Annotated in this window: 20 protein-coding genes; 15 read left to right on the top strand and 5 right to left on the bottom strand. The window is 39.0% G+C overall.

The window, feature by feature from the left end:
- Positions 1-294: 294 nt before the first annotated feature.
- The 3 genes from E4T92_RS09850 to E4T92_RS09860 are packed head-to-tail and all read right to left on the bottom strand — an operon-like array spanning position 295 to position 3,142.
- Positions 295-1,944, bottom strand: a complete 1,650-nt coding sequence (locus E4T92_RS09850; protein ID WP_135094552.1) for an SEL1-like repeat protein — start codon at positions 1,942-1,944, stop codon at positions 295-297.
- 21 nt (positions 1,945-1,965) lie between these two features.
- Entirely contained in the window at positions 1,966-2,673 is a 708-nt protein-coding gene (locus tag E4T92_RS09855; protein ID WP_135094554.1) for a hypothetical protein, read from the bottom strand.
- Complete coding sequence (locus tag E4T92_RS09860) at positions 2,639-3,142, bottom strand: hypothetical protein (protein ID WP_135094556.1); 504 nt, start codon at positions 3,140-3,142, stop codon at positions 2,639-2,641. The genes E4T92_RS09855 and E4T92_RS09860 overlap by 35 nt, the downstream gene beginning before the upstream one ends.
- A gap of 260 nt (positions 3,143-3,402) precedes the next feature.
- On the opposite strand from E4T92_RS09860, the gene dprA reads away from it, so the two are divergent.
- The 13 genes from dprA to acpP all read left to right on the top strand — a co-directional run bounded on the left by dprA (position 3,403) and on the right by acpP (position 14,599).
- On the top strand, positions 3,403-4,524 hold the full coding sequence (dprA, locus tag E4T92_RS09865; RefSeq protein WP_077543094.1) for a DNA-processing protein DprA: 1,122 nt from the start codon (positions 3,403-3,405) through the stop codon (positions 4,522-4,524).
- Between the two features lie 41 nt (positions 4,525-4,565).
- The gene (yaaA, locus tag E4T92_RS09870; RefSeq protein ID WP_135094558.1) at positions 4,566-5,342 is read left to right on the top strand and encodes a peroxide stress protein YaaA; all 777 of its coding nucleotides are present in this window, start codon (positions 4,566-4,568) and stop codon (positions 5,340-5,342) included.
- Positions 5,335-5,916 (top strand): hypothetical protein, encoded by a 582-nt coding sequence (locus E4T92_RS09875; RefSeq protein ID WP_077543092.1) that lies wholly within the window; start codon positions 5,335-5,337, stop codon positions 5,914-5,916. Before yaaA ends, E4T92_RS09875 begins: the two co-directional genes overlap by 8 nt.
- Before the next feature lie 121 nt (positions 5,917-6,037).
- Positions 6,038-7,003, top strand: a complete 966-nt coding sequence (pfkA, locus tag E4T92_RS09880; RefSeq protein WP_077543091.1) for a 6-phosphofructokinase — start codon at positions 6,038-6,040, stop codon at positions 7,001-7,003.
- Positions 7,004-7,096: 93 nt separating this feature from the next.
- A complete protein-coding gene (locus tag E4T92_RS09885; protein WP_135094562.1) occupies positions 7,097-8,083 on the top strand; it encodes a YeeE/YedE family protein in 987 nt (328 codons plus the stop codon).
- Positions 8,084-8,097: 14 nt separating this feature from the next.
- Complete coding sequence (locus E4T92_RS09890; protein ID WP_135094564.1) at positions 8,098-9,474, top strand: rhodanese-like domain-containing protein; 1,377 nt, start codon at positions 8,098-8,100, stop codon at positions 9,472-9,474.
- 88 nt (positions 9,475-9,562) lie between these two features.
- Positions 9,563-10,087 (top strand): 23S rRNA accumulation protein YceD, encoded by a 525-nt coding sequence (gene yceD, locus E4T92_RS09895; protein WP_018355424.1) that lies wholly within the window; start codon positions 9,563-9,565, stop codon positions 10,085-10,087.
- 22 nt (positions 10,088-10,109) lie between these two features.
- Positions 10,110-10,280 (top strand): 50S ribosomal protein L32, encoded by a 171-nt coding sequence (gene rpmF / locus E4T92_RS09900; RefSeq protein ID WP_005544470.1) that lies wholly within the window; start codon positions 10,110-10,112, stop codon positions 10,278-10,280.
- Positions 10,281-10,302: 22 nt separating this feature from the next.
- On the top strand, positions 10,303-11,319 hold the full coding sequence (gene plsX, locus E4T92_RS09905; protein WP_135094566.1) for a phosphate acyltransferase PlsX: 1,017 nt from the start codon (positions 10,303-10,305) through the stop codon (positions 11,317-11,319).
- A gap of 18 nt (positions 11,320-11,337) precedes the next feature.
- A complete protein-coding gene (locus E4T92_RS09910; RefSeq protein ID WP_135094568.1) occupies positions 11,338-12,288 on the top strand; it encodes a beta-ketoacyl-ACP synthase III in 951 nt (316 codons plus the stop codon).
- Positions 12,289-12,420: 132 nt separating this feature from the next.
- Positions 12,421-13,359, top strand: a complete 939-nt coding sequence (gene fabD, locus E4T92_RS09915; RefSeq protein ID WP_135094570.1) for an ACP S-malonyltransferase — start codon at positions 12,421-12,423, stop codon at positions 13,357-13,359.
- Positions 13,360-13,373: 14 nt separating this feature from the next.
- On the top strand, positions 13,374-14,102 hold the full coding sequence (gene fabG, locus E4T92_RS09920) for a 3-oxoacyl-ACP reductase FabG (RefSeq protein WP_135094572.1): 729 nt from the start codon (positions 13,374-13,376) through the stop codon (positions 14,100-14,102).
- Positions 14,103-14,368: 266 nt separating this feature from the next.
- Positions 14,369-14,599, top strand: coding sequence for an acyl carrier protein (acpP, locus tag E4T92_RS09925; protein ID WP_005627318.1), 231 nt, complete (start codon positions 14,369-14,371; stop codon positions 14,597-14,599).
- A gap of 109 nt (positions 14,600-14,708) precedes the next feature.
- On the opposite strand, the gene E4T92_RS09930 is transcribed toward acpP, so the two are convergent.
- Positions 14,709-16,025, bottom strand: coding sequence for an NCS2 family permease (locus E4T92_RS09930; protein ID WP_135094574.1), 1,317 nt, complete (start codon positions 16,023-16,025; stop codon positions 14,709-14,711).
- A 176-nt stretch (positions 16,026-16,201) separates the two neighbouring features.
- Between E4T92_RS09930 and E4T92_RS09935 the strand changes: the two genes are divergently transcribed.
- Complete coding sequence (locus E4T92_RS09935; protein ID WP_077543082.1) at positions 16,202-16,732, top strand: inorganic diphosphatase; 531 nt, start codon at positions 16,202-16,204, stop codon at positions 16,730-16,732.
- 129 nt (positions 16,733-16,861) lie between these two features.
- Here the strand turns inward: E4T92_RS09935 and dld are convergent, their stop codons facing one another.
- A complete protein-coding gene (gene dld, locus E4T92_RS09940) occupies positions 16,862-18,556 on the bottom strand; it encodes a D-lactate dehydrogenase (RefSeq protein ID WP_135094576.1) in 1,695 nt (564 codons plus the stop codon).
- A gap of 182 nt (positions 18,557-18,738) precedes the next feature.
- On the opposite strand from dld, the gene galE reads away from it, so the two are divergent.
- Positions 18,739-19,755 (top strand): UDP-glucose 4-epimerase GalE, encoded by a 1,017-nt coding sequence (gene galE / locus E4T92_RS09945; RefSeq protein ID WP_135094578.1) that lies wholly within the window; start codon positions 18,739-18,741, stop codon positions 19,753-19,755.
- The last annotated feature ends 39 nt before the right edge of the window (positions 19,756-19,794 follow it).

Raw genomic sequence — 19,794 nt, forward strand, 5'->3', positions numbered from 1 at the left:
GGAAAAAAACATAAAAAATCCTACGAAAATCCTGTGTGAAACCCTTGCTATGTTACGAATAAATAAAGGGCTGTCAAATGCTTTTTTTAGTGTTTTATGTTTGTCTGTGAGTTTTTAATAATGTAAAAATAGTTAAATTATCTTTTTATGTTTTTGTTGTTGGAATAATATTCTTTTGTGTTAGGTTAAATACCTATTTTCACTCTGTCTTTTGTTTATTTCTAAGTGTGTAAAAAAATCATCAAATTTTTTTGTTTTTTACGCTTTTTTGGCAAAAGTGCGGTAGAAAAAACGCTATTTTTCCTTTTTATTTTTTGATCTTTTGCCAAGTAAAAACGCAATCAATGTGAGCATTAATGCCACTAAGCCACCCAATATCGTAGCCCAATATTCACCAAATATTTTTTCAAACGGGTTTGGAAGATTTTGCAATCTTTCATCTTTATAATTTTGACACCCCTCCATGTTGCCGTTATCACAAGCCTGTCCGAATAATCCTTTAGCTTTATATAAATCTTGTCGTACCGTCACCCCATTTAAATATTGAAGCCCCAGTACATGTTGTGCTTCTGAGTGATTTTGTTTCGCTGCTTGGGTTAAATAATCAATGCCTTTAGCAATATCGTATCCATAAGCAACATTATATTGCACGTCCCAGCCTAACCAATAAATCCCCAACCAATATTGTGCTCCTCGATGATTTCGTTCAGCCGCTTTTGTCATCCATTTTTCGGATTGCTGTTTATTTTCTTCAACCCCCCAGCCTCTGTTGTAATAATCGCCAAGTTGATATAGGGCTTCTGCATTTTTAGGCTCATTTTTTACTTTGGTTAAGGTTTCCTCAAAATCTTTTTTGCCATTTTCGATACGTTCTTTTGCCTGACGCTCTGCTTCCTCTTTACGTTCTTTGGCATGACGTTCAAATATACTTTCAGTACTTTCAACTAAAAACATATCTTTCATATTATTGTAATTATTACATCCAATCTGATTACCTAAATCGCAACCCTTGCCATAAAGCTCACGGGCTTTGTGTTTATCTTGTCTTGTGCCATAGCCATTTTCATAAAGATAGCCAAGATTTGTGGTGGCAGCAGCGTGCTTTTGCTCTGAGGCTTTTTCATACCATTTTTTCGCTTGAATATAATCTTGTTTTACCCCTCGTCCGTTGTCATACATCACCCCAAGATTAAATTGCGCATTTGCATTACCTTGTTCGGCAGATTTTGTGTACCATTTCACGGCTTCGGTGTTATCTTGTTTTACCCCTTGTCCTCTTTCATACATCACACCAAGATTAACTTGTGCTATTGCATTTCCTTGTTCGGCAGATTTTGTGTACCATTTTACCGCTTCGGCATCATCTTGTTTTACCCCTTGTCTGTTGTAATACATCAACCCAAGATTAAATTGTGCATCGGCATTGCCCTGTTCGGCAGATTTTGTGTACCATTTTACCGCTTCGGCATCATCTTGTTTTACGCCTTGTCCTTTCTCATACATCACCCCAAGATTAAATTGTGCTATTGCATTTCCTTGTTCGGCAGATTTTGTGAACCATTTTACCGCTTCGGCATAATCTTGTTTTACCCCTTGTCCGTTGTCATACATCAACCCAAGATTAAATTGTGCTTTTGCATTCCCTTGTTCGGCAGATTTTGTGTACCATTTTACCGCTTCGGCATCATCTTGTTTTACCCCTTGTCCGTTGTAATACATCAACCCAAGATTAAATTGTGCTATTGCATTCCCTTGTTCTGCTAACGGTTTCCATAAACTAAACGCTGTTTGATAATCACCTTTCTTAACTGCTTTAACGCCTTGTAGAACTTGTAGAAATTGAGCCTTATCGTTTTCGTCATCAGCTAAAACAATAGGGCTAACTGTGGCGGTAGAAAAAGCGAAAAGTGCGGTGAAAAAGAATGAAGTTTTATGATGTTTCATTTTTATTTCCTTACTGTGTATTTAGATTTTATGAATTTGTTGATAAAGATGAGAAAGTATTTTCTCTCTTGTTTTAGAAAAACAATGTTCTAATTTCAATAAGCGTTTAATTGATTTATCTGCTTTTTGTTTGTATTGTTCATCTCCTGTTTCCCATACCCCATTTTCATTTTCCTCAATGTAAAGTAGTAAATAGTGTCCTAGTTGATTATAAGTGGCTTCTAAATAAGTTAATACTCTAATCAGTTTAAGATGATAAGGATATGGCGATTTAAATCGCTCATATTCTCTCAATAGGTTTTTATATTTTTCAAAATTCAAGGTGTTTTTTGTTTCATCTAAAGATAATTTATAGGGTACGTCTGCTATATTGTGATATTGAGTATCCTTTAAATACGGTAAGATTTTATTTAGTTGTTTAAATGCTTGTTCGTGAGTTTCATTAAGCCTTTGTATATAGGTTAAATATTTATCATTACGCCAAGTTCGATATGAAATATTAATGGCATAAAAAGCAAATACGGCAGAAAACATACTTCTAACGGCTGAAAGAAGGCTTCCTATCGCTGAAAGTTGATTAGTAATGGGAAAATTTAAATGTTCATATTTTTCTGAAAGTATCCAATCATACTGAATTAACTCTGCAACAATAAAAACTAGTAATATTATTGGTATTATTAATGGCTTATATTTTTTAAATAAGTTTGAGTATTTGTTTTGTGAAAACATTATGTAAATAGATCTCTTCAAAAATATTAGGGTGATGATTGAGTAATTTTAAATAATCATCCTTGTAGCTTTCTACAAATAAATTATTTTCTTCAGATGTAAAAGGTGTGGTAAATAAGATAATTAAAATGCCTTTCCCCTTTGTTTGTGCAGTTTCTTTCATCGTGTTTTTTTGGAGTTTTTTATTGATTGCGTCAAAAACACGTTGATAAAACTGATATTCAATCCCCACTAAAGAAATAACCTCTTCTCGTATTGAAGGTCTATTGGGATTTGAATGATATTTTGCTTGTCCCTGATCTAAATAAGCAGTTGTTACTTCTATCCAAGTTTGTCTTCCATTTAGGGTTACGAGTGCATCAGGATAGGTTTCCGGTTGGCAATTTAATTGGAAAGTCCAGTTTTGTTGTTTGCAAAAGCGTTCAAAATGCAATAACGCACTTTCTTCTTCTCGCTTTTTTGTTCTCATTTTTTATGTTCTCTTAGTGAAATTTAAAATCTGCCTATTGAAAAAAAAAAAACGATTGTGTCAAGCTATTAAGAGGTGATTTTTGTAAATTTTTGTGCAAAAACTAAAGGGGAGATTTTAATCGGTGAGAGAAAGTTGGCAGATTCGCTGAGGTTAATTTCTATTTTTGAGATATGGATCGCAAAAGTGCGGTGAAAAACTCGCACATTTTTCTATTTATTACATAATCGGGCATTTATTGAAGGTATGAGAAAAAAGAAATGAAGAACATCAATGAAACATTACTACGCTTAATGCAAGTACCCAAACTAGGCGGGGTGGCAATTGAGAAAATTTTATCAAAGGTGACCTTGGAGGAATTGCTAAGCTATGACGATATTGCATTTCGTCAAATGGGCTGGGGAGCGATTCAGATTCGCCGTTGGTTTAAGCCTGAAAGGAAATTTATGGATTCGGCACTGACTTGGGCTGAGAAAGAAGGGAATCATTTGGTGAATTATTTTTCTCCTTTTTATCCTTACTTATTGAAACAAATTGGTAGTTTTCCTCCTTTGTTATTTGTGAGGGGGAATGTGACAGCCATTTCACAGCGACAAATGGCAATGGTTGGCAGTCGATATTGCACCTCTTATGGGGAACAGTGGGCGAAATATTTTGCCACAGAACTGTCTCTTGCCGGTTTTACCATTACAAGCGGTTTAGCCTTAGGCATTGATGGGCATTGTCATCGTGCTGTGGTGGATATTAAAGGGCAAACGATAGCCGTGTTAGGAAGTGGCTTAAATGAAATTTATCCTGCAAAACATTGGGAATTGGCAGAGCAAATTCTTGAAAATAATGGTGCATTGGTCTCTGAGTTTGTGCCAAATCAACCGCCCATAGCGATGAATTTTCCCCGCCGTAACCGTATTATTAGTGGGCTTTCGGTAGGAACATTGGTGATTGAGGCAACGGAAAAAAGCGGCTCTCTCATTACCGCACGTTATGCTTTGGAGCAAAACCGTGAAATTTTTGCTTTGCCCGGGAGTGTGATGAGTGAGTTTAGCCGTGGTTGTAATCGCCTAATTAAGCAAGGGGCTATGTTAGTCGAAAATGTGAAAGATATTCTCGAGACGCTTTATCAACATTCCATTCATAGTCAAACTGAAATTGATGTTAATCAAATTGAAACGGCAAATTATACACCGCCACCGAATCCTCGGCGTTTGGTGGAAGCCCCAAGCCACCCTAAACTTTATGCGCGTATTGGTTATACGCCGGTGAGTATTGATGATCTTGCTCAAGAATTTGGTTTGACGGTAGAGGTGCTGTTGGTTCAACTTTTAGATCTGGAGTTGCAGGATTTGATTCTGTGTGAAAATGGACTTTATAAACGCGTGTAGAAATATGCTAGAATGGCGCTCAATTTTATTGAGGAGAGACTATGTTAGCCCTTATTTCCCCCGCGAAAACCCTAGATTTTGAAAGTGCGGTTAGAAATCTTCCTGTTTTTCAACCGCACTTGACCGATTATAGTGCACAATTAATTGAGATTTGTCGCCAATTTTCCCCGCAAGAAATTGCTTCTTTGATGTCGATTAGCGATAAGCTTGCCGGCTTAAATGCCGCACGTTTTGCCGAGTGGACAGTTGAACATAGCGAACAGAATTCAAGAGCGGCTATTTTCGCTTTTAAAGGGGATGTTTATACAGGCTTGGATGCGGAGACTTTGTCTGATGAGGAGATTATGTTTGCCCAGTCCCATCTCCGTATGCTTTCCGGATTATATGGTTTACTCCAGCCTCTTGATTTAATGCAACCTTACCGTTTAGAGATGGGGACAAAATTAGCAAATACTAAAGGTAAAGACCTTTATGCGTTTTGGGGCAATATTATTACTCAATCAATACAGCAAGCACTTGATGCTCAAGGTGATAGTGTATTGGTTAATCTTTCCTCCGATGAATATTATAAATCTGTGAAAGAAAACCAACTTCATGCTCAAATTATAAAACCGGTTTTTTTAGATAATAAAAACGGTAAATATAAAGTGGTGAGTTTTTATGCGAAAAAAGCCCGTGGGCTGATGTGTCGTTATATGATTCAGCAGCGTATAACGGAAGTTGAGCAATTGAAAGACTTTAATTTGGGCGGTTATTGGTTTGATGAGACGACATCAACGGAAAAAGAATGGGTGTTTAAGCGAGATCATGATGAATAAAATTATTATAATTTTGACCGCACTTTTGCTTTCTGCCTGTGCAAGCCAACCTTCACAGTTGGCTGTGCCGAATCAAATTAAACATAAAAACAAATCATATCAAATGGTTGCAGGGCAGGATTTAGGCAGTGTCGCCCGTTATGTTTATTTAAGCCAACCCGATACCTTGGAAAAATGGCAATCACAAATTGAGTTATTACTCGATCGAAATGAACAACACCGTGATATTAAGGAACGTATTACATTACGTGAACGCATTTATCGCAACACGGAGGTTTCCTCATTCAAATTAACCCCCATCAAAGATGATAAAACCAAGAAATATGAGGGATTAAAAGGCTATGTGATTTATCCGCCAACAGAAAATGATCCTTATTGGCAGGTGAATATGATGATGGGAAAAGAGATGATAAGATGCGGTTTTGTTCAGTTTCAATACTCGCAGAAAGTAAAAAAGAGCCGACATTTAAGTAAAGAAAAGATTTTACAGCATTTGCAAAAATACCTGATTGCAAAAGAAATGAAAAATTTAGAGAAAATGGATTGGCAGTGGCATTGTCAGGATCTGAAATAAAAATTTATCTAGATCAAAAGGTGAATAAATTTCTCAAATTTTTTCTAGAGCCTATTGGCTGAATCGTGTAATCTTAGCGACATTTCTTCATTTTATTCAATTTAACTCAAGTAGGTAGTATATGATTAAAAAAATTGCAGTATTAACCAGTGGTGGTGATGCACCGGGTATGAACGCCGCAATTCGTGGTGTCGTGCGTGCGGCATTAGCGGAAGGTTTAGATGTGTTTGGTATCTATGATGGTTATCAAGGCTTATATAATAACAAAATTAAGCAACTAAACCGTTATAGTGTATCCGATATTATTAATCGTGGCGGTACGTTTTTGGGGTCGGCACGTTTTCCGGAATTTAAAGATCCGAAAGTGCGGGCAAAATGTGCGGAAATTTTACGTTCACACGGCATTGATGCTTTAGTTGTGATTGGTGGTGATGGCTCTTATATGGGCGCAAAACTTTTAACAGAAGAACATGGTTTCCCTTGTGTAGGTATTCCGGGGACCATTGATAACGATGTGGCAGGGACTGATTATACAATCGGTTATCAAACTGCGTTACAAACGGCTGTGGATGCTATTGACCGTTTACGTGATACATCAAGTTCTCATCAGCGTATTTCTATCGTAGAAATTATGGGACGTCATTGCAGTGATTTGACGATTTCTGCAGGTATTGCAGGCGGTTGCGAATATATTGTTGCTTCTGAAATGGAATTTAATCGTGAAGAGCTCGTACAACAAATTGAACGTAGTATTATCCGTGGCAAACGCCATGCTATCGTTGCCATCACTGAATTAATCACTGATGTGCATTCTCTTGCGAAAGAAATTGAAGCGAGAGTAGGGCACGAAACCCGTGCTACTGTGTTAGGTCATATTCAGCGTGGCGGCTCACCTTGTGCATTTGACCGTATTTTAGCTTCACGTATGGGGGTTTATGCGGTGGATATTCTGCTTCAAGGTAAAGGCGGTTATTGTGTGGGTATCCAAAATGAACAGCTTGTTCACCATGATATTATTGATGCCATTAATAATATGCGCCGTGAATTTAAGGCAGATTGGTTAGAAGTGGCGAAACGTTTAGAATAATTAATAAACATAAAGTGCGGTTGTTTTCAGCCGCATTTTTGTTTGCTATCATCTATACCCTCATTTCTAAACATCAGTATTAAGGTTTAATCAATGTTTACCGGGCTTTTGGTTGGGATCGCTTTTGGCATCCTGCTTCAACGAACACAATTTTGTTTTGTCTCAGGCTTTCGCCGTTTATTTTTTGAAAAAAATTTCCAATTTTTAACCGCACTTTTAATTGCAATCAGTGGGCAATCTGTAGGGTTGTTTACACTTGCCGAGTTTGGTGTCATTAATATTCCTCAAACGACTTTACCGATTTTAGCCACCATAGTCGGCGGACTGTTATTTGGTGTCGGAATGGTATTGAGTAACTGTTGTGGAAGTGGAGCCTGGTTTCGTTCAGCAGAAGGTGCTATTGGGAGTTTCTTAGCATTGATAGCTTTTGCTATCACAATAGCCTCAACGCAAACCGGTAGCCTCCATCAATTTATCAACCGCTGGACGCAGCAAAGTACAGAATGGAATAACATCTATTTAACATTCTCTATTTCGCCTTGGTGGTTAGTTGGGATATTGGTGTTTCTGACAGTGATTTTGTTTCTTTGTCGAGAGGAATCCTACCATTCTGAAAATCTTTCTTTTTTTGACCGCATTTTTAAATCTCAGTGGAATCTTTATTTTGGTGGATTATTAATAGGTATATTGGGGCTTGTGGCATGGTATTTTAGCTCGCGAACCGGTCGTCATTATGGCTATGGCATTGCTGTACCTTCTGCTAATGTGATGCAATATTTAGTGATTGGACAACAGCGCTATTTAAATTGGGGAAGTTTGTTTGTTTTGGGTATTCCGCTTGGCTCATTCTTAATGGCAAAACTCAGCGGTAATTTTCATTTAAGAATACCTGAGCCTAAAGAAGCTTTACGTCGTATTGTTGGCGGCGTAGTGATGGGATTGGGGGCTGCATTGGCAGGGGGATGCACTGTCACCAATGCTTTAGTGGCAACGGCTTATTTTTCTTGGCAAGGCTGGTTGGCGACAGGATGTATCTTAATGGGCTGTTGGATAGCAAATAAGTGGTTTATCAAAAGATAAAAGGAGAAAACAAGATGAAATTTAACCGCACTTTACTTGGGGTGAGTATATTATTTACACTTGCCGGTTGTGAGGATAATCAAGTAAAAACGATTGAAACCAAAGCACTTTTGGATAATTTAAATAATCCGAATTATGTGATGATTGATTCTCGCCAAGATAGCTTTTATAACGGCTTTAAAGATAAAAATGCGACCCGAGGCGGACATATTCTCGGTGCTGTGTCGTTTTCGTGCTCGTGGTTGGATGTGATTGCACCGGATAAATTTGAATCTTTTGCCGCAGATAAAGGAATAACAAAAGATAAAACATTGGTTTTTTATGATTCTAATCCTGATAATCTTGCTTGTATCAGTGCAGATTTTGCGGCAAAAGGGTACAAAACATTTGTGTTTAATGATTTTGTGAGCTATGCCAATGCAGGCTATCCTTTAGAAAGTTTCCCCAATTTTCACTATAGTGTATCGCCTGAGTGGGTTAATGCGGTGATCAATGGTCAAAAACCGGAAACCTATGATAATAATCAATTTGCGATTTTTGAAGTTTCTTGGGGATCGTTAGAAAAATCTCAGAATTATGTTCAGCATATTGTCGGTGCACATCACTTTGATACAGATTGGATTGAAAACGGCCCAATCTGGAATTTATCATCACCGGATGTGATCGAACAAAATTTATTAAAAAATGGCATCACTGCGAATAAAACGATCATTTTATATTCCGATAACCAATTAGCCGCCTATCGCGTATTTTGGGCATTGAAATGGGCGGGTGTAAAAGATGTTAGGGTGTTAAATGGTAATCTTTCTACTTGGATGGATGCTGATCTACCAACGGAAACCACAGTAAATACACCGATACCGGAAAGGGTTTTTGGGGCAAAAATTCCGGCTAATCCCTCCATTAATATTGAAACACCAAAAGAAATTATCACAGCACAGCAACAAGGCTTAAAGTTGATTAGTAATCGTTCTTGGGATGAATACGTGGGAAAAATCAGCGGTTATGACTACATACCCGGAAAAGGTGAACCTCTAGGGGCTGTCTGGGGATTTGCAGGAACGGATTCATCCAATATGGCGGATTATTATGATCCTGATGGGACGTTACGTAACCCAAATGAAATTTTTGCCTTGTGGAAAACGCAGGGGATTGAAAAAAATGATAAGTTAGCCTTTTATTGTGGTACCGGCTGGCGCGCCGGTGTGTCTTGGTTTATGACGCAACTTGCAGGGTGGGAAAATGCCATTGTGTATGATGGTGGTTGGAATCAGTGGCAAATGGATTCTATTTATCCGGTTCAAAAAGGTGCCCCAAATCATCTCTCAAAACCTGATGCTAAAAATGATTTTGGAAAAGTAATGAAAAAAGGGAATTCTTGTAAAAGCTAGTTTTGCCCGAAAGTTATGTGTCTTTATTGCGTAAAAAGTGTGATTTCCCTTTGACTATTTTCTTTACAACAGGTAATATTCACGCCCTATGCAAAAGGTAAAACTACCCCTCACTGTAGACCCGGTTAAAGGCGCACAACAGCGAATTGATTATGAAGGTTGTTACACGATTAATCAGTTAGTGCGGTTGGCTGAGTCTGTGGTAAATGTGCTTAGCGATGCACAGGTAACATTATCGTTTTATATTGATCCGCAGAAATTAGTGGTGATGAAAGGAAAAGCACAGGTTGATGTTGAATTAGAATGTCAACGTTGTGGTGAACCCTTTAAGCACACATTGGAATGTGATTTTATTTACAGTCCGGTGGCTAACTGGGATCAGGCTGATGTATTGCCGGAAATTTATGAGCCAATTGAGTTTAATGAATTTGGTGAAATAGATTTACTTGGTGTAGTGGAAGATGAGTTAATTTTAACACTACCACTTGTACCAAAGCATTCATCTGAACACTGTGAAGTGTACGCGCAGGAACAGGTTTTTGGCGAATTGCCGGAAGAATTGGCAAAAAAACCGAACCCGTTCGCTGTATTAGCTAATTTAAAACAAAAGTAAATTAAATTTAGGAGTATAGCCAATGGCTGTTCAACAAAATAAAAAATCTCGTTCACGTCGTGATATGCGTCGTTCACACGATGCGTTAACAACTGCTGCAGTATCAGTGGATAAAGCAAGTGGTGAAACTCACTTACGCCATCACGTAACCGCAGACGGTTACTATCGTGGTCGTAAAGTGATTAATAAGTAATTTTTTACTTATAGGTATTCACTTGAATCGTCTAACCTTAGCGTTAGATGTGATGGGCGGGGACATTGGTCCCCGTATTACTATCCCCGCATCGCTTTTAGCATTGGAAAATGATCCAATGCTTTCTTTGATCTTATTTGGTGATAACCAAGCAATATCCCCTTTTCTTGAAAACATTCCAAAAGCCAGTTTAGAACGCATTCAAATCCATCATTGCACTCGAACTATTGATAATAATCAAGGTGTTTCTTATGCACTACGCCGTAGTAAAAATACCTCAATGCGTTTAGCTCTTGAGGCGGTTCAGCATGGTGTTGCACAAGGTTGTGTAAGTGCCGGTAATACCGGGGCATTGATGGGATTATCGAAGATTTTATTACAACCTCTTAACGGAATTAGCAGACCAGCTTTAGTTTCCATGATACCGACAATTGAGGGTGAAAAATCGGTGATGTTGGATCTCGGTGCAAACCTGGAATGCAGTGCAGAAAATCTTTATCAATTTGCTATAATGGGGAGCATTTTTGCCGAACATCAACTCAATTTAGTTTATCCCAGAGTCGGATTATTAAATATTGGTGTGGAAGAAATTAAAGGGCATCAATTTATTCGTGATGCCGCAAATTTGTTAGAAAAATCAACCGCACTTAACTATATCGGCTTTGTTGAAGGTGATTTATTGCTAAACGGTAAAGCGGATGTCATTGTCAGTGATGGTTTTTCCGGCAATATTGCCTTAAAAACTTTAGAGGGCGCAGCAAAAAATGTTTTATCTTTATTCAAAGAGCCCTCTAAACACTATTGTTTAAAACCTGTTTTTTGGGGAATGCGTTATTTATTTAAGACAAAGTATCAACGCTTAAAACGTATTAATCCTGATGAATATAATGGGGCTTCGTTTATTGGATTGACTGCGGTGGTGGTAAAAAGCCATGGCAGTGCAAATGTGAATGCATTTGCTCACGCTATCGCCGATGCCGCTTTTCAAGCGCGTCAGAAACTTCCTGAAAAAATTTTGGCGGGTTTATCCCGTTATTAATGACTTAACTTATTAATTATGAATAGCAGAATTTTATCTACCGGTAGTTATTTACCAAGCAGAATCCGTACAAATGCGGATCTTGAAAAAATGGTTGATACCTCAGACGAATGGATTGTAACTCGTTCGGGCATTCGTGAGCGTCGTATTGCCACAGAGGACGAAACGGTTGCGACAATGGGTTTTGAAGCAGCAAAAAATGCCATTAAAAGTGCTGAGATTAATCCTCAAAATATTGATCTTATTATTGTCGCCACTACGAGTAGTTCCCATGCTTACCCGAGTGCCGCTTGTCAAATCCAAGGGATGTTGGAGATTGATGATGCCATTTCTTTTGATTTAGCCGCCGCCTGTACGGGGTTTGTTTATGCATTAAGTGTGGCCGATCAATTTATCCGAACAGGTAAAGTAAAAAAAGCGTTAGTGATCGGTTCTGATCTTAATTCCCGTAAATTAGACGAAACGGATCGTAGCACTGTTGTGTTATTTGGTGATGGTGCTGGTGCCGTGATTTTAGAAGGCAGTGAAAAAGAAGGGATTATTTCAACGCATTTACACGCCTCTGCAGATAAACATAACGCTTTAGTATTACCACAAGCTGAGCGTGGTGTTGAAAAATCCGGTTATATTGAAATGCAAGGTAATGAGACCTTCAAACTTGCAGTGCGTGAACTTTCTAATGTCGTAGAAGAAACCTTAGCGGCAAATAATCTGGATAAAAAAGATTTAGATTGGCTTGTGCCACATCAAGCCAATTTACGCATTATCAGTGCAACGGCAAAAAAACTGGAAATGGATATGTCTCAAGTGGTTGTTACGCTGGATAAGTATGCGAATAACAGTGCGGCAACCGTGCCGGTAGCATTAGATGAAGCGGTACGTGATGGACGTATTCAACGTGGACAGCTGTTATTATTAGAAGCCTTCGGTGGCGGTTGGACTTGGGGTTCTGCGTTGGTGCGTTTCTGATAATTCTGTTAGAATCGCCGTAGAATTATTGGAAAGTGCGGTTAAATTTGACCGCACTTTTTACATCAGCTATCGCGTACACTAATTTTTATCAAAGAAATATTTCAATTTAAAATAAAGTAGGAAAAAAGAATGAAAAAATTTGCAATGGTATTTCCTGGTCAGGGTTCGCAAGCAGTGGGAATGTTAGCTGAACTTGCTACGGAATATCCTGTCGTTACCGATACATTTAAACAGGCCTCTGAGGTACTAAGCTATGATTTATGGCAGCTCGTTCAACAAGGCCCAGCCGAAGAACTTAATAAAACATGGCAAACTCAGCCGGCACTTTTGGCCGCCTCCGTTGCGATCTATCGTGTGTGGCAAGAAAAATACCCTCATTACAAACCGACAGTAATGGCGGGACATAGTTTAGGTGAATATTCAGCTTTAGTTTGTTCAGGTGTATTAGATTTTCAAGATGCGATTAAATTAGTGGAATTGCGTGGCAAATTAATGCAGAAAGCCGTGCCGGAAGGAACCGGTGCAATGTATGCCATCATTGGTTTGGATAATGAAGCTATTATCAATGCTTGTCAGCAAGCTGAAGAAGGTGAGGTGGTGTCTGCGGTTAATTTTAACTCACCGGGCCAAGTGGTGATTGCCGGTGCAAGGGCGGCAGTGGAGCGTGCTGCTGCATTATGTAAAGAAGCTGGGGCAAAACGTGCCTTACCATTAGCAGTGAGTGTGCCATCACATTGTGCATTGATGAAACCGGCAGCAGAGACCTTAGCCACAACTTTAGAAACGATCACGTTGAATACATCTGAAATTCCTGTGATTAATAACGTGGATGTTACGATAGAATCTGAAGCTTCAGCCATTCGTTCCGCACTTATCCGTCAGCTTTATAGCCCAGTACGTTGGACAGAAACGGTAGAAAAAATGGCGCAAGATGGCATACAAGCTCTAATAGAAATTGGGCCGGGTAAAGTATTAAACGGCTTAACTAAACGTATTGTCGGTGATTTACAAGCTATATCGGTGAATGATCTTGTCTCACTCAATAGCGTTGAAGAATTTTTAGCGTAATGAAAGGAGAAAAAATGCAAAACAAAATTGCTTTAGTAACAGGTGCAACACGGGGGATTGGCCGTGCAATTGCAGAAGAACTGGTATCAAAAGGTGCATTTGTTATCGGGACGGCAACTTCTGAAAAAGGGGCAGAAGCGATTTCTACCTATTTAGGTGAAAAAGGCAAAGGTTTAGTATTAAATGTCACAGATAAAGCCTCTATTGAAGCTGCACTGGAACAAATTAAGAACGATTTTGGTGATATTGATATTTTAGTGAATAATGCGGGGATTACGCGTGATAATTTACTCATGCGTATGAAAGATGATGAATGGTTTGATATTATGCAAACCAATTTAAGCTCGGTATATCATCTTTCTAAAGCGATGTTACGTTCTATGATGAAAAAGCGTTTTGGACGTATCATCAATATTGGTTCTGTGGTGGGAGCAACGGGGAACCCGGGACAGACTAATTATTGTGCAGCTAAGGCGGGTGTGATTGGTTTCTCGAAGGCATTAGCGAAAGAAGTGGCATCTCGCGGTATTACTGTGAATGTGGTTGCACCGGGATTTATTGCAACAGATATGACGGATGTATTAACTGAAGAGCAAAAAGCGGGAATTCTTGCTAATGTACCGGCTGGTCATTTAGGTGAAGCAAAGGATATTGCAAAGGCAGTGGCGTTCCTAGCTTCGGATGATGCTTCTTATATTACGGGCACCACATTGCACGTAAATGGTGGCTTATATATGAACTAATTCCTCGTTGGAATTTGCTATTTTGTCGCGGCAGATTTCACATATAAAATCATAGCCAAAGATTTTAGATAATGTTAAAATCTGCCCCGCAACCTAATTTGGTTACGCTTTATATGTATTGTAAAGGTATGTAACTATTTTTTCTGTATGTATTTTTGCTTGCTCGCCCTTTGTGGTGCGACCACTAACGAAAGCGTTGCAAGGTTGTCAAAAATCCATACACTACTAACCCTCAGTAATGAGTTATGACAACATAGGAAAAACAAATGAGTATTGAAGAACGCGTAAAAAAAATCATCGTTGAACAATTAGGTGTTAAAGAAGAAGATGTTAAATCTGAAGCTTCTTTTGTTGAAGATTTAGGTGCGGATTCTTTAGACACAGTTGAATTAGTAATGGCTTTAGAAGAAGAATTTGATATTGAAATTCCAGATGAAGAAGCTGAAAAAATCACAACTGTTCAATCTGCGATTGACTACGTTCAAAACAATCAGTAATTTCAATTTAGGCGGCTAGTTAAGTCGCCTAATTTTTACTTAAAATCTTTCTAAAAATTGACCGCACTTTTAAAAGTGCGGTCGTTTTTCTATCAATTTTGCTTGTGAACTAAATAGCCCAACCACCGGCATAGAAAACAACTAATGCCACAGCAATTAATACTGTACCGATATTGAGGCGTTTAAAATCACCGCTCACAATACGACCAATCACTAATGTGGCAAAACCAAGCATAATACCGGTAACAATGTTAGCGGTGAGTACAATGAATACCGCACAAATTAACCCACTCATCGCCCCGACAAAATCATCAAAATCCAATTTGCTCACGTTGCTTAGCATTAATAATCCCACATACATTAATGCCGGAGCGGTTGCATACCCCGGTACTAAAAATGCAAGAGGTTGAAAGAAAAGCATAAATAAAAACAATATTCCTACTACAACAGCAGTAATCCCTGTTTTACCGCCTGCTGCGGTGCCGGCTGCCGATTCAATATAGACAGCTGCCGGTGCCGTACCAAATAGCCCAGAGAATAAACTGCTGACAGAATCAGAAGTTAAAGCTTTCCCCCCATTGATGATTTGCCCGTCTTTATCTAATAAATTAGCCTGACCTGCCACCGCTCGGATAGTACCTGTCGCGTCAAAGACTGCGGTCATCACTAAAGCAAAAACCACAGGTAAAATAGCTGGCTGCAATGCACCTTGTAAATCTAATTGTAAGAATAAGGAGTTTTCACCGAAGGTTGGCATTTTGAAAATTTCACCGTTGAATTTTACATTGGGATCAAAAATGAGACCAATAATCGTAATGGCAATGATCACCCATAAAATCCCGCCTTTTACCTGCATTTTTTCCAAGCCAACGATAAAGGCTAAACCAATTAATGACATCATAACCGGGAATGAGGTGAAATCGCCCAATTTAACCGGTAAACCGGCTTGATTGCCCACCACTAATCCTACGCCGTTTGCGGCAATTAAAAGCAAGAATAAACCAATACCGATTCCTGCTCCATGAGCAATACTGGAAGGTAGATTGCGTAAAATCCAAGCGCGAATCCCCGTTGCTGAAATGAGAGTAAAGGTTACCCCCATTAGAAATACCGCCCCTAACGCAACAGGAATAGAAACACCTTGACCAATCACCAAACTAAATGCGGTAAAGGCTGTAAGGGAAATCGCACAACCAATCGCCATAGGGGCATTTGCCCATAGGCCGATTAGAATCGACCCTAAACCTGCTACCAAGCAAGTGGCAATAAATACAGATTCAGCGGGAAAACCTGCTGCACCGAGCATATTAGGTACCACAATCACAGAATATACCATCGCAAGAAATGTGGTTAAACCTGCAATAATTTCTTGACGAATGGTTGAACCCCGTTTTTGGAGTTCAAAGATTTTTTCTAAATTAGACATATTGCCTCTAAAGATAAGTCAGAATGAAAGGGCGTTATTTTACCTAAACAAGATAAGATGTAAACGTTTGCGTAGCTAAGTGCAGTCGTTTTTGAATGAAAATTTAGAGCGACAAAATCATCTAAAAACTGCTATACTTCCGCCGTTTTTAACTCAATCAAAAATAAGGAAAGACAATGGCTGATTTTAATCAAATCTTAACTCCGGGTGATGTGGATGCAGGAATCATCAACGTTGTAAACGAAATTCCAGAAGGTAGTTGTCATAAGATCGAATGGAACCGTAAAGTTGCAGCATTCCAATTAGATCGAGTTGAACCGGCAATTTTTGCAAAACCGACCAACTATGGCTTTATTCCACAAACACTTGATGAAGATGGCGATGAATTAGATGTGTTATTACTGACCCGTCAACCGCTTGCAACAGGCGTATTCCTTCAAGCTAAAGTGATTGGTGTGATGAAATTCGTGGATGATGGTGAAGTGGACGATAAAATTGTTTGCGTACCGGCGGATGATCGTGACACCGGCAATGCTTACAACAGCCTTGCAGATGTACCGGCTCAGTTAATCAAACAAATTGAATTTCATTTCAACAATTATAAAGCCTTGAAAAAACCGGGTAGCACAAAAGTGACACACTGGGGCGATGTTGAAGAAGCGAAAGAAGTGATTCGTGAATCAATCAAACGTTGGAATGAGCGTTAATTTTTAATATTGATAGAAAAGGACTGAATCCAACAGGTAGTCCTTGATATAGAGTAGAAGGCAGCTTATAAGCTGCCTCTTCTTTTTTATGTGGATTAATACATACCTTCACGTGTGCTGATATGAATATTATTCAGCCCAATATTTTTTCTTTGAGGTTTGCCCAATACCCGGATTAAAACTGTTGGTAGGATCTAATGCTTTGTAGAATTTACGTAACTCCGGTTTCGCTTCATATAAATGACCGACATTATGTTCGGCAGGGTATTGAGCGCCCCGTTGATCAAGTAATTTCAGCATATCATGTTCTAATTTTATACAGTCATATCCTTTCTTAACGATATAATCCTGATGGAACACATGGCACATAAAGTGCCCGTAATAAAGTTTATGACTGATTTGCTCATCTATTTCCTTAGGCAATTTCTCGAACCATTCTTTATCATTACGACGTAATGCAACATCAAGCGCGACAATATCTTCAACGTCTTTCTCATGAATGGCACGATAGCGGACAGCAGCTGAAGCAACGGCAAAACGATGTAGCATTGCCGCTTGTGTTTCTACCGAATTACATTCAAAATATCCGCCTTTTTGACTATCGCTAAAATAATCTTTTAAGAAGATACGAGCTTCATTCACACCTTGCCCGCCCATTTTAATAATTAAATGATGTTCATAGCGATCCCGATATTGCCATAAACTTTTTGGTAAGTGTTCCGGTAACACTTTTGAAAGCAATTGTAAAAATTTATCGCTTAAATGCCGTGGTAAAAATGAAACTTTCTTACTTAGGCGATCAACGTTCGCTTTTAAGGCAAATAACTTAGGCAACCAGTGTGTGCCAAATTTTTTAATCACCCAAAACGTATCTTTTCCATAACTGGCGGCAACATCAAAGGCATCTCGATGAATATATTCGCCCGAAATCGGTAACTGTTCAAAATTTGCTAACATTTGACGGCGAATATCATTAAGAACCTCTGTTTGGTTAGTCCCAATATAGAAAACGGCGGTTTCACTTTCTAATGGAAATGTATCTAAACGCACCGCAAAAATCGCTAATTTACCCGCACTACCGGAGGCTTCATAATGACGGGCTGGGTCTGCATTAAAACGGGCCGGAGAGTTTTCATCAACTTGACGAACATGATTGCAATAGCGGTGATCATGTCCTTTTCCGCAATCCTGAATAATATCTTTCTGTTGATAATGATGTCCTTGCAAATTAGTTAAAATTTCTTCCGGTGTAGTGCCTAAATCAATGCCGAGATGATTTTTTAGTTCCAAGTCGCCCTGCTCATTTAACTGGGCGTAAAGTGCCATTTCCGTATAAGCCGGCCCACGCTGAACTAATGCACCGCCTGAATTATTACAAATCCCCCCGATAACAGAAGCGCCAATGCAAGAAGAACCTATCACAGAATGAGGCTCACGCCCGTGAGGTTTTAATTTATTTTCTAAGTCATTTAAAGTAGAACCCGGCAAACAAACTACCTGAGAGGCATTGTTAATCAATTGAATACCATCAATTCTCATGGCGTTGATGATAACAATTTCACGATCATAATCATTGCCATTTGGCGTTGACCCTCCGGTTAATCCTGTGTTGGCAGCCTGGTTAATAATAATCACATCCTGTTCTACACAAACTTTTAACACCTGCCAAAATTCAAGTAAGGTTGCAGGTTTAACGACGGCGACAGCATTTCCTGAGCCGAAACGGTAGCCGCTACGATAAGCTTCTGTTTTTGAAGGATCGGTGATGATATATTGACTTCCTACAATGTTTGTCAGTTGAGAAATAAGTTGATTCATAGCTATTTGTAATACTCATGTTAAAGAATTATTTCTATTTTATATACTTCAATAAAAAATAATGCTAGTGCCAAAAAATAGTTCTGTGACGAAGATCACATAAAAGTGCGGTCAAAATAGATCCGTTTTTTGAGATGAAATAGTGCTATAATCAGCAACAATTCTAAGTTGATGAAAAGGAGTTAAAGATGGCAATTTTAGTTACCGGCGGTGCCGGATATATCGGTTCGCATACGGTTGTTGAATTATTAAATGCAGGCAAAGAGGTTGTGGTATTAGACAATCTTTGTAATTCATCACCGAAATCCCTTGAGCGTGTCGAACAAATCACGGGTAAAACAGTCAAGTTTTATGAGGGGGATATTTTAGATCGTGAATTACTGCAAAAAATCTTTTCTGAAAACACCATTCATTCAGTGATTCACTTTGCCGGCTTAAAGGCGGTGGGTGAAAGCGTGCAAAAACCGGCGGAATATTATATGAATAACGTTGCCGGTACAGTGGTATTGCTACAAGAAATGAAAAAAGCGGGAGTATGGAATTTTGTGTTTAGTTCTTCCGCTACCGTGTATGGTGATCCCCAAATTATTCCTATTACCGAAGATTGCGAAGTGGGCGGCACAACCAATCCTTATGGCACATCAAAGTATATGGTTGAGCAAATTTTACGTGATGTGGCAAAAGCCGAGCCTCAATTTAGTATGACGATTTTGCGTTATTTCAATCCGGTAGGCGCACATTCAAGCGGTTTAATCGGCGAAGATCCAAACGGGATTCCAAATAATTTATTGCCTTATATTAGCCAAGTGGCGATTGGTAAACTGGCACAACTTTCTGTTTTCGGTAGCGATTACAACACTCACGATGGCACAGGCGTACGTGATTACATTCACGTGGTAGATTTAGCCATTGGGCATTTAAAAGCGCTTCAGCGTCATGAAGATGATACGGGTTTACATATTTATAATCTTGGCACCGGGCAAGGTTATTCAGTATTGGATATGGTGAACGCTTTTGAAAAAGCCAACAATATTAAAATTTCTTACAAACTGGTGGATCGCCGTCCGGGGGATATTGCCACTTGTTACTCGGATCCGAGTTTAGCCGCAAAAGAACTAGGCTGGACAGCAGAACGTGATCTGGAGCAAATGATGAAAGATACATGGAATTGGCAGAAAAATAATCCACAAGGATACAAAGATTAGGTTTTCCGAAAAATATTGCTTTATGGTGGCACGGGTAAA

Origin of the sequence: Pasteurella sp. WM03 (assembly GCF_004570945.1) — a bacterium.
Taxonomy (GTDB): Bacteria; Pseudomonadota; Gammaproteobacteria; order Enterobacterales; family Pasteurellaceae; genus Rodentibacter.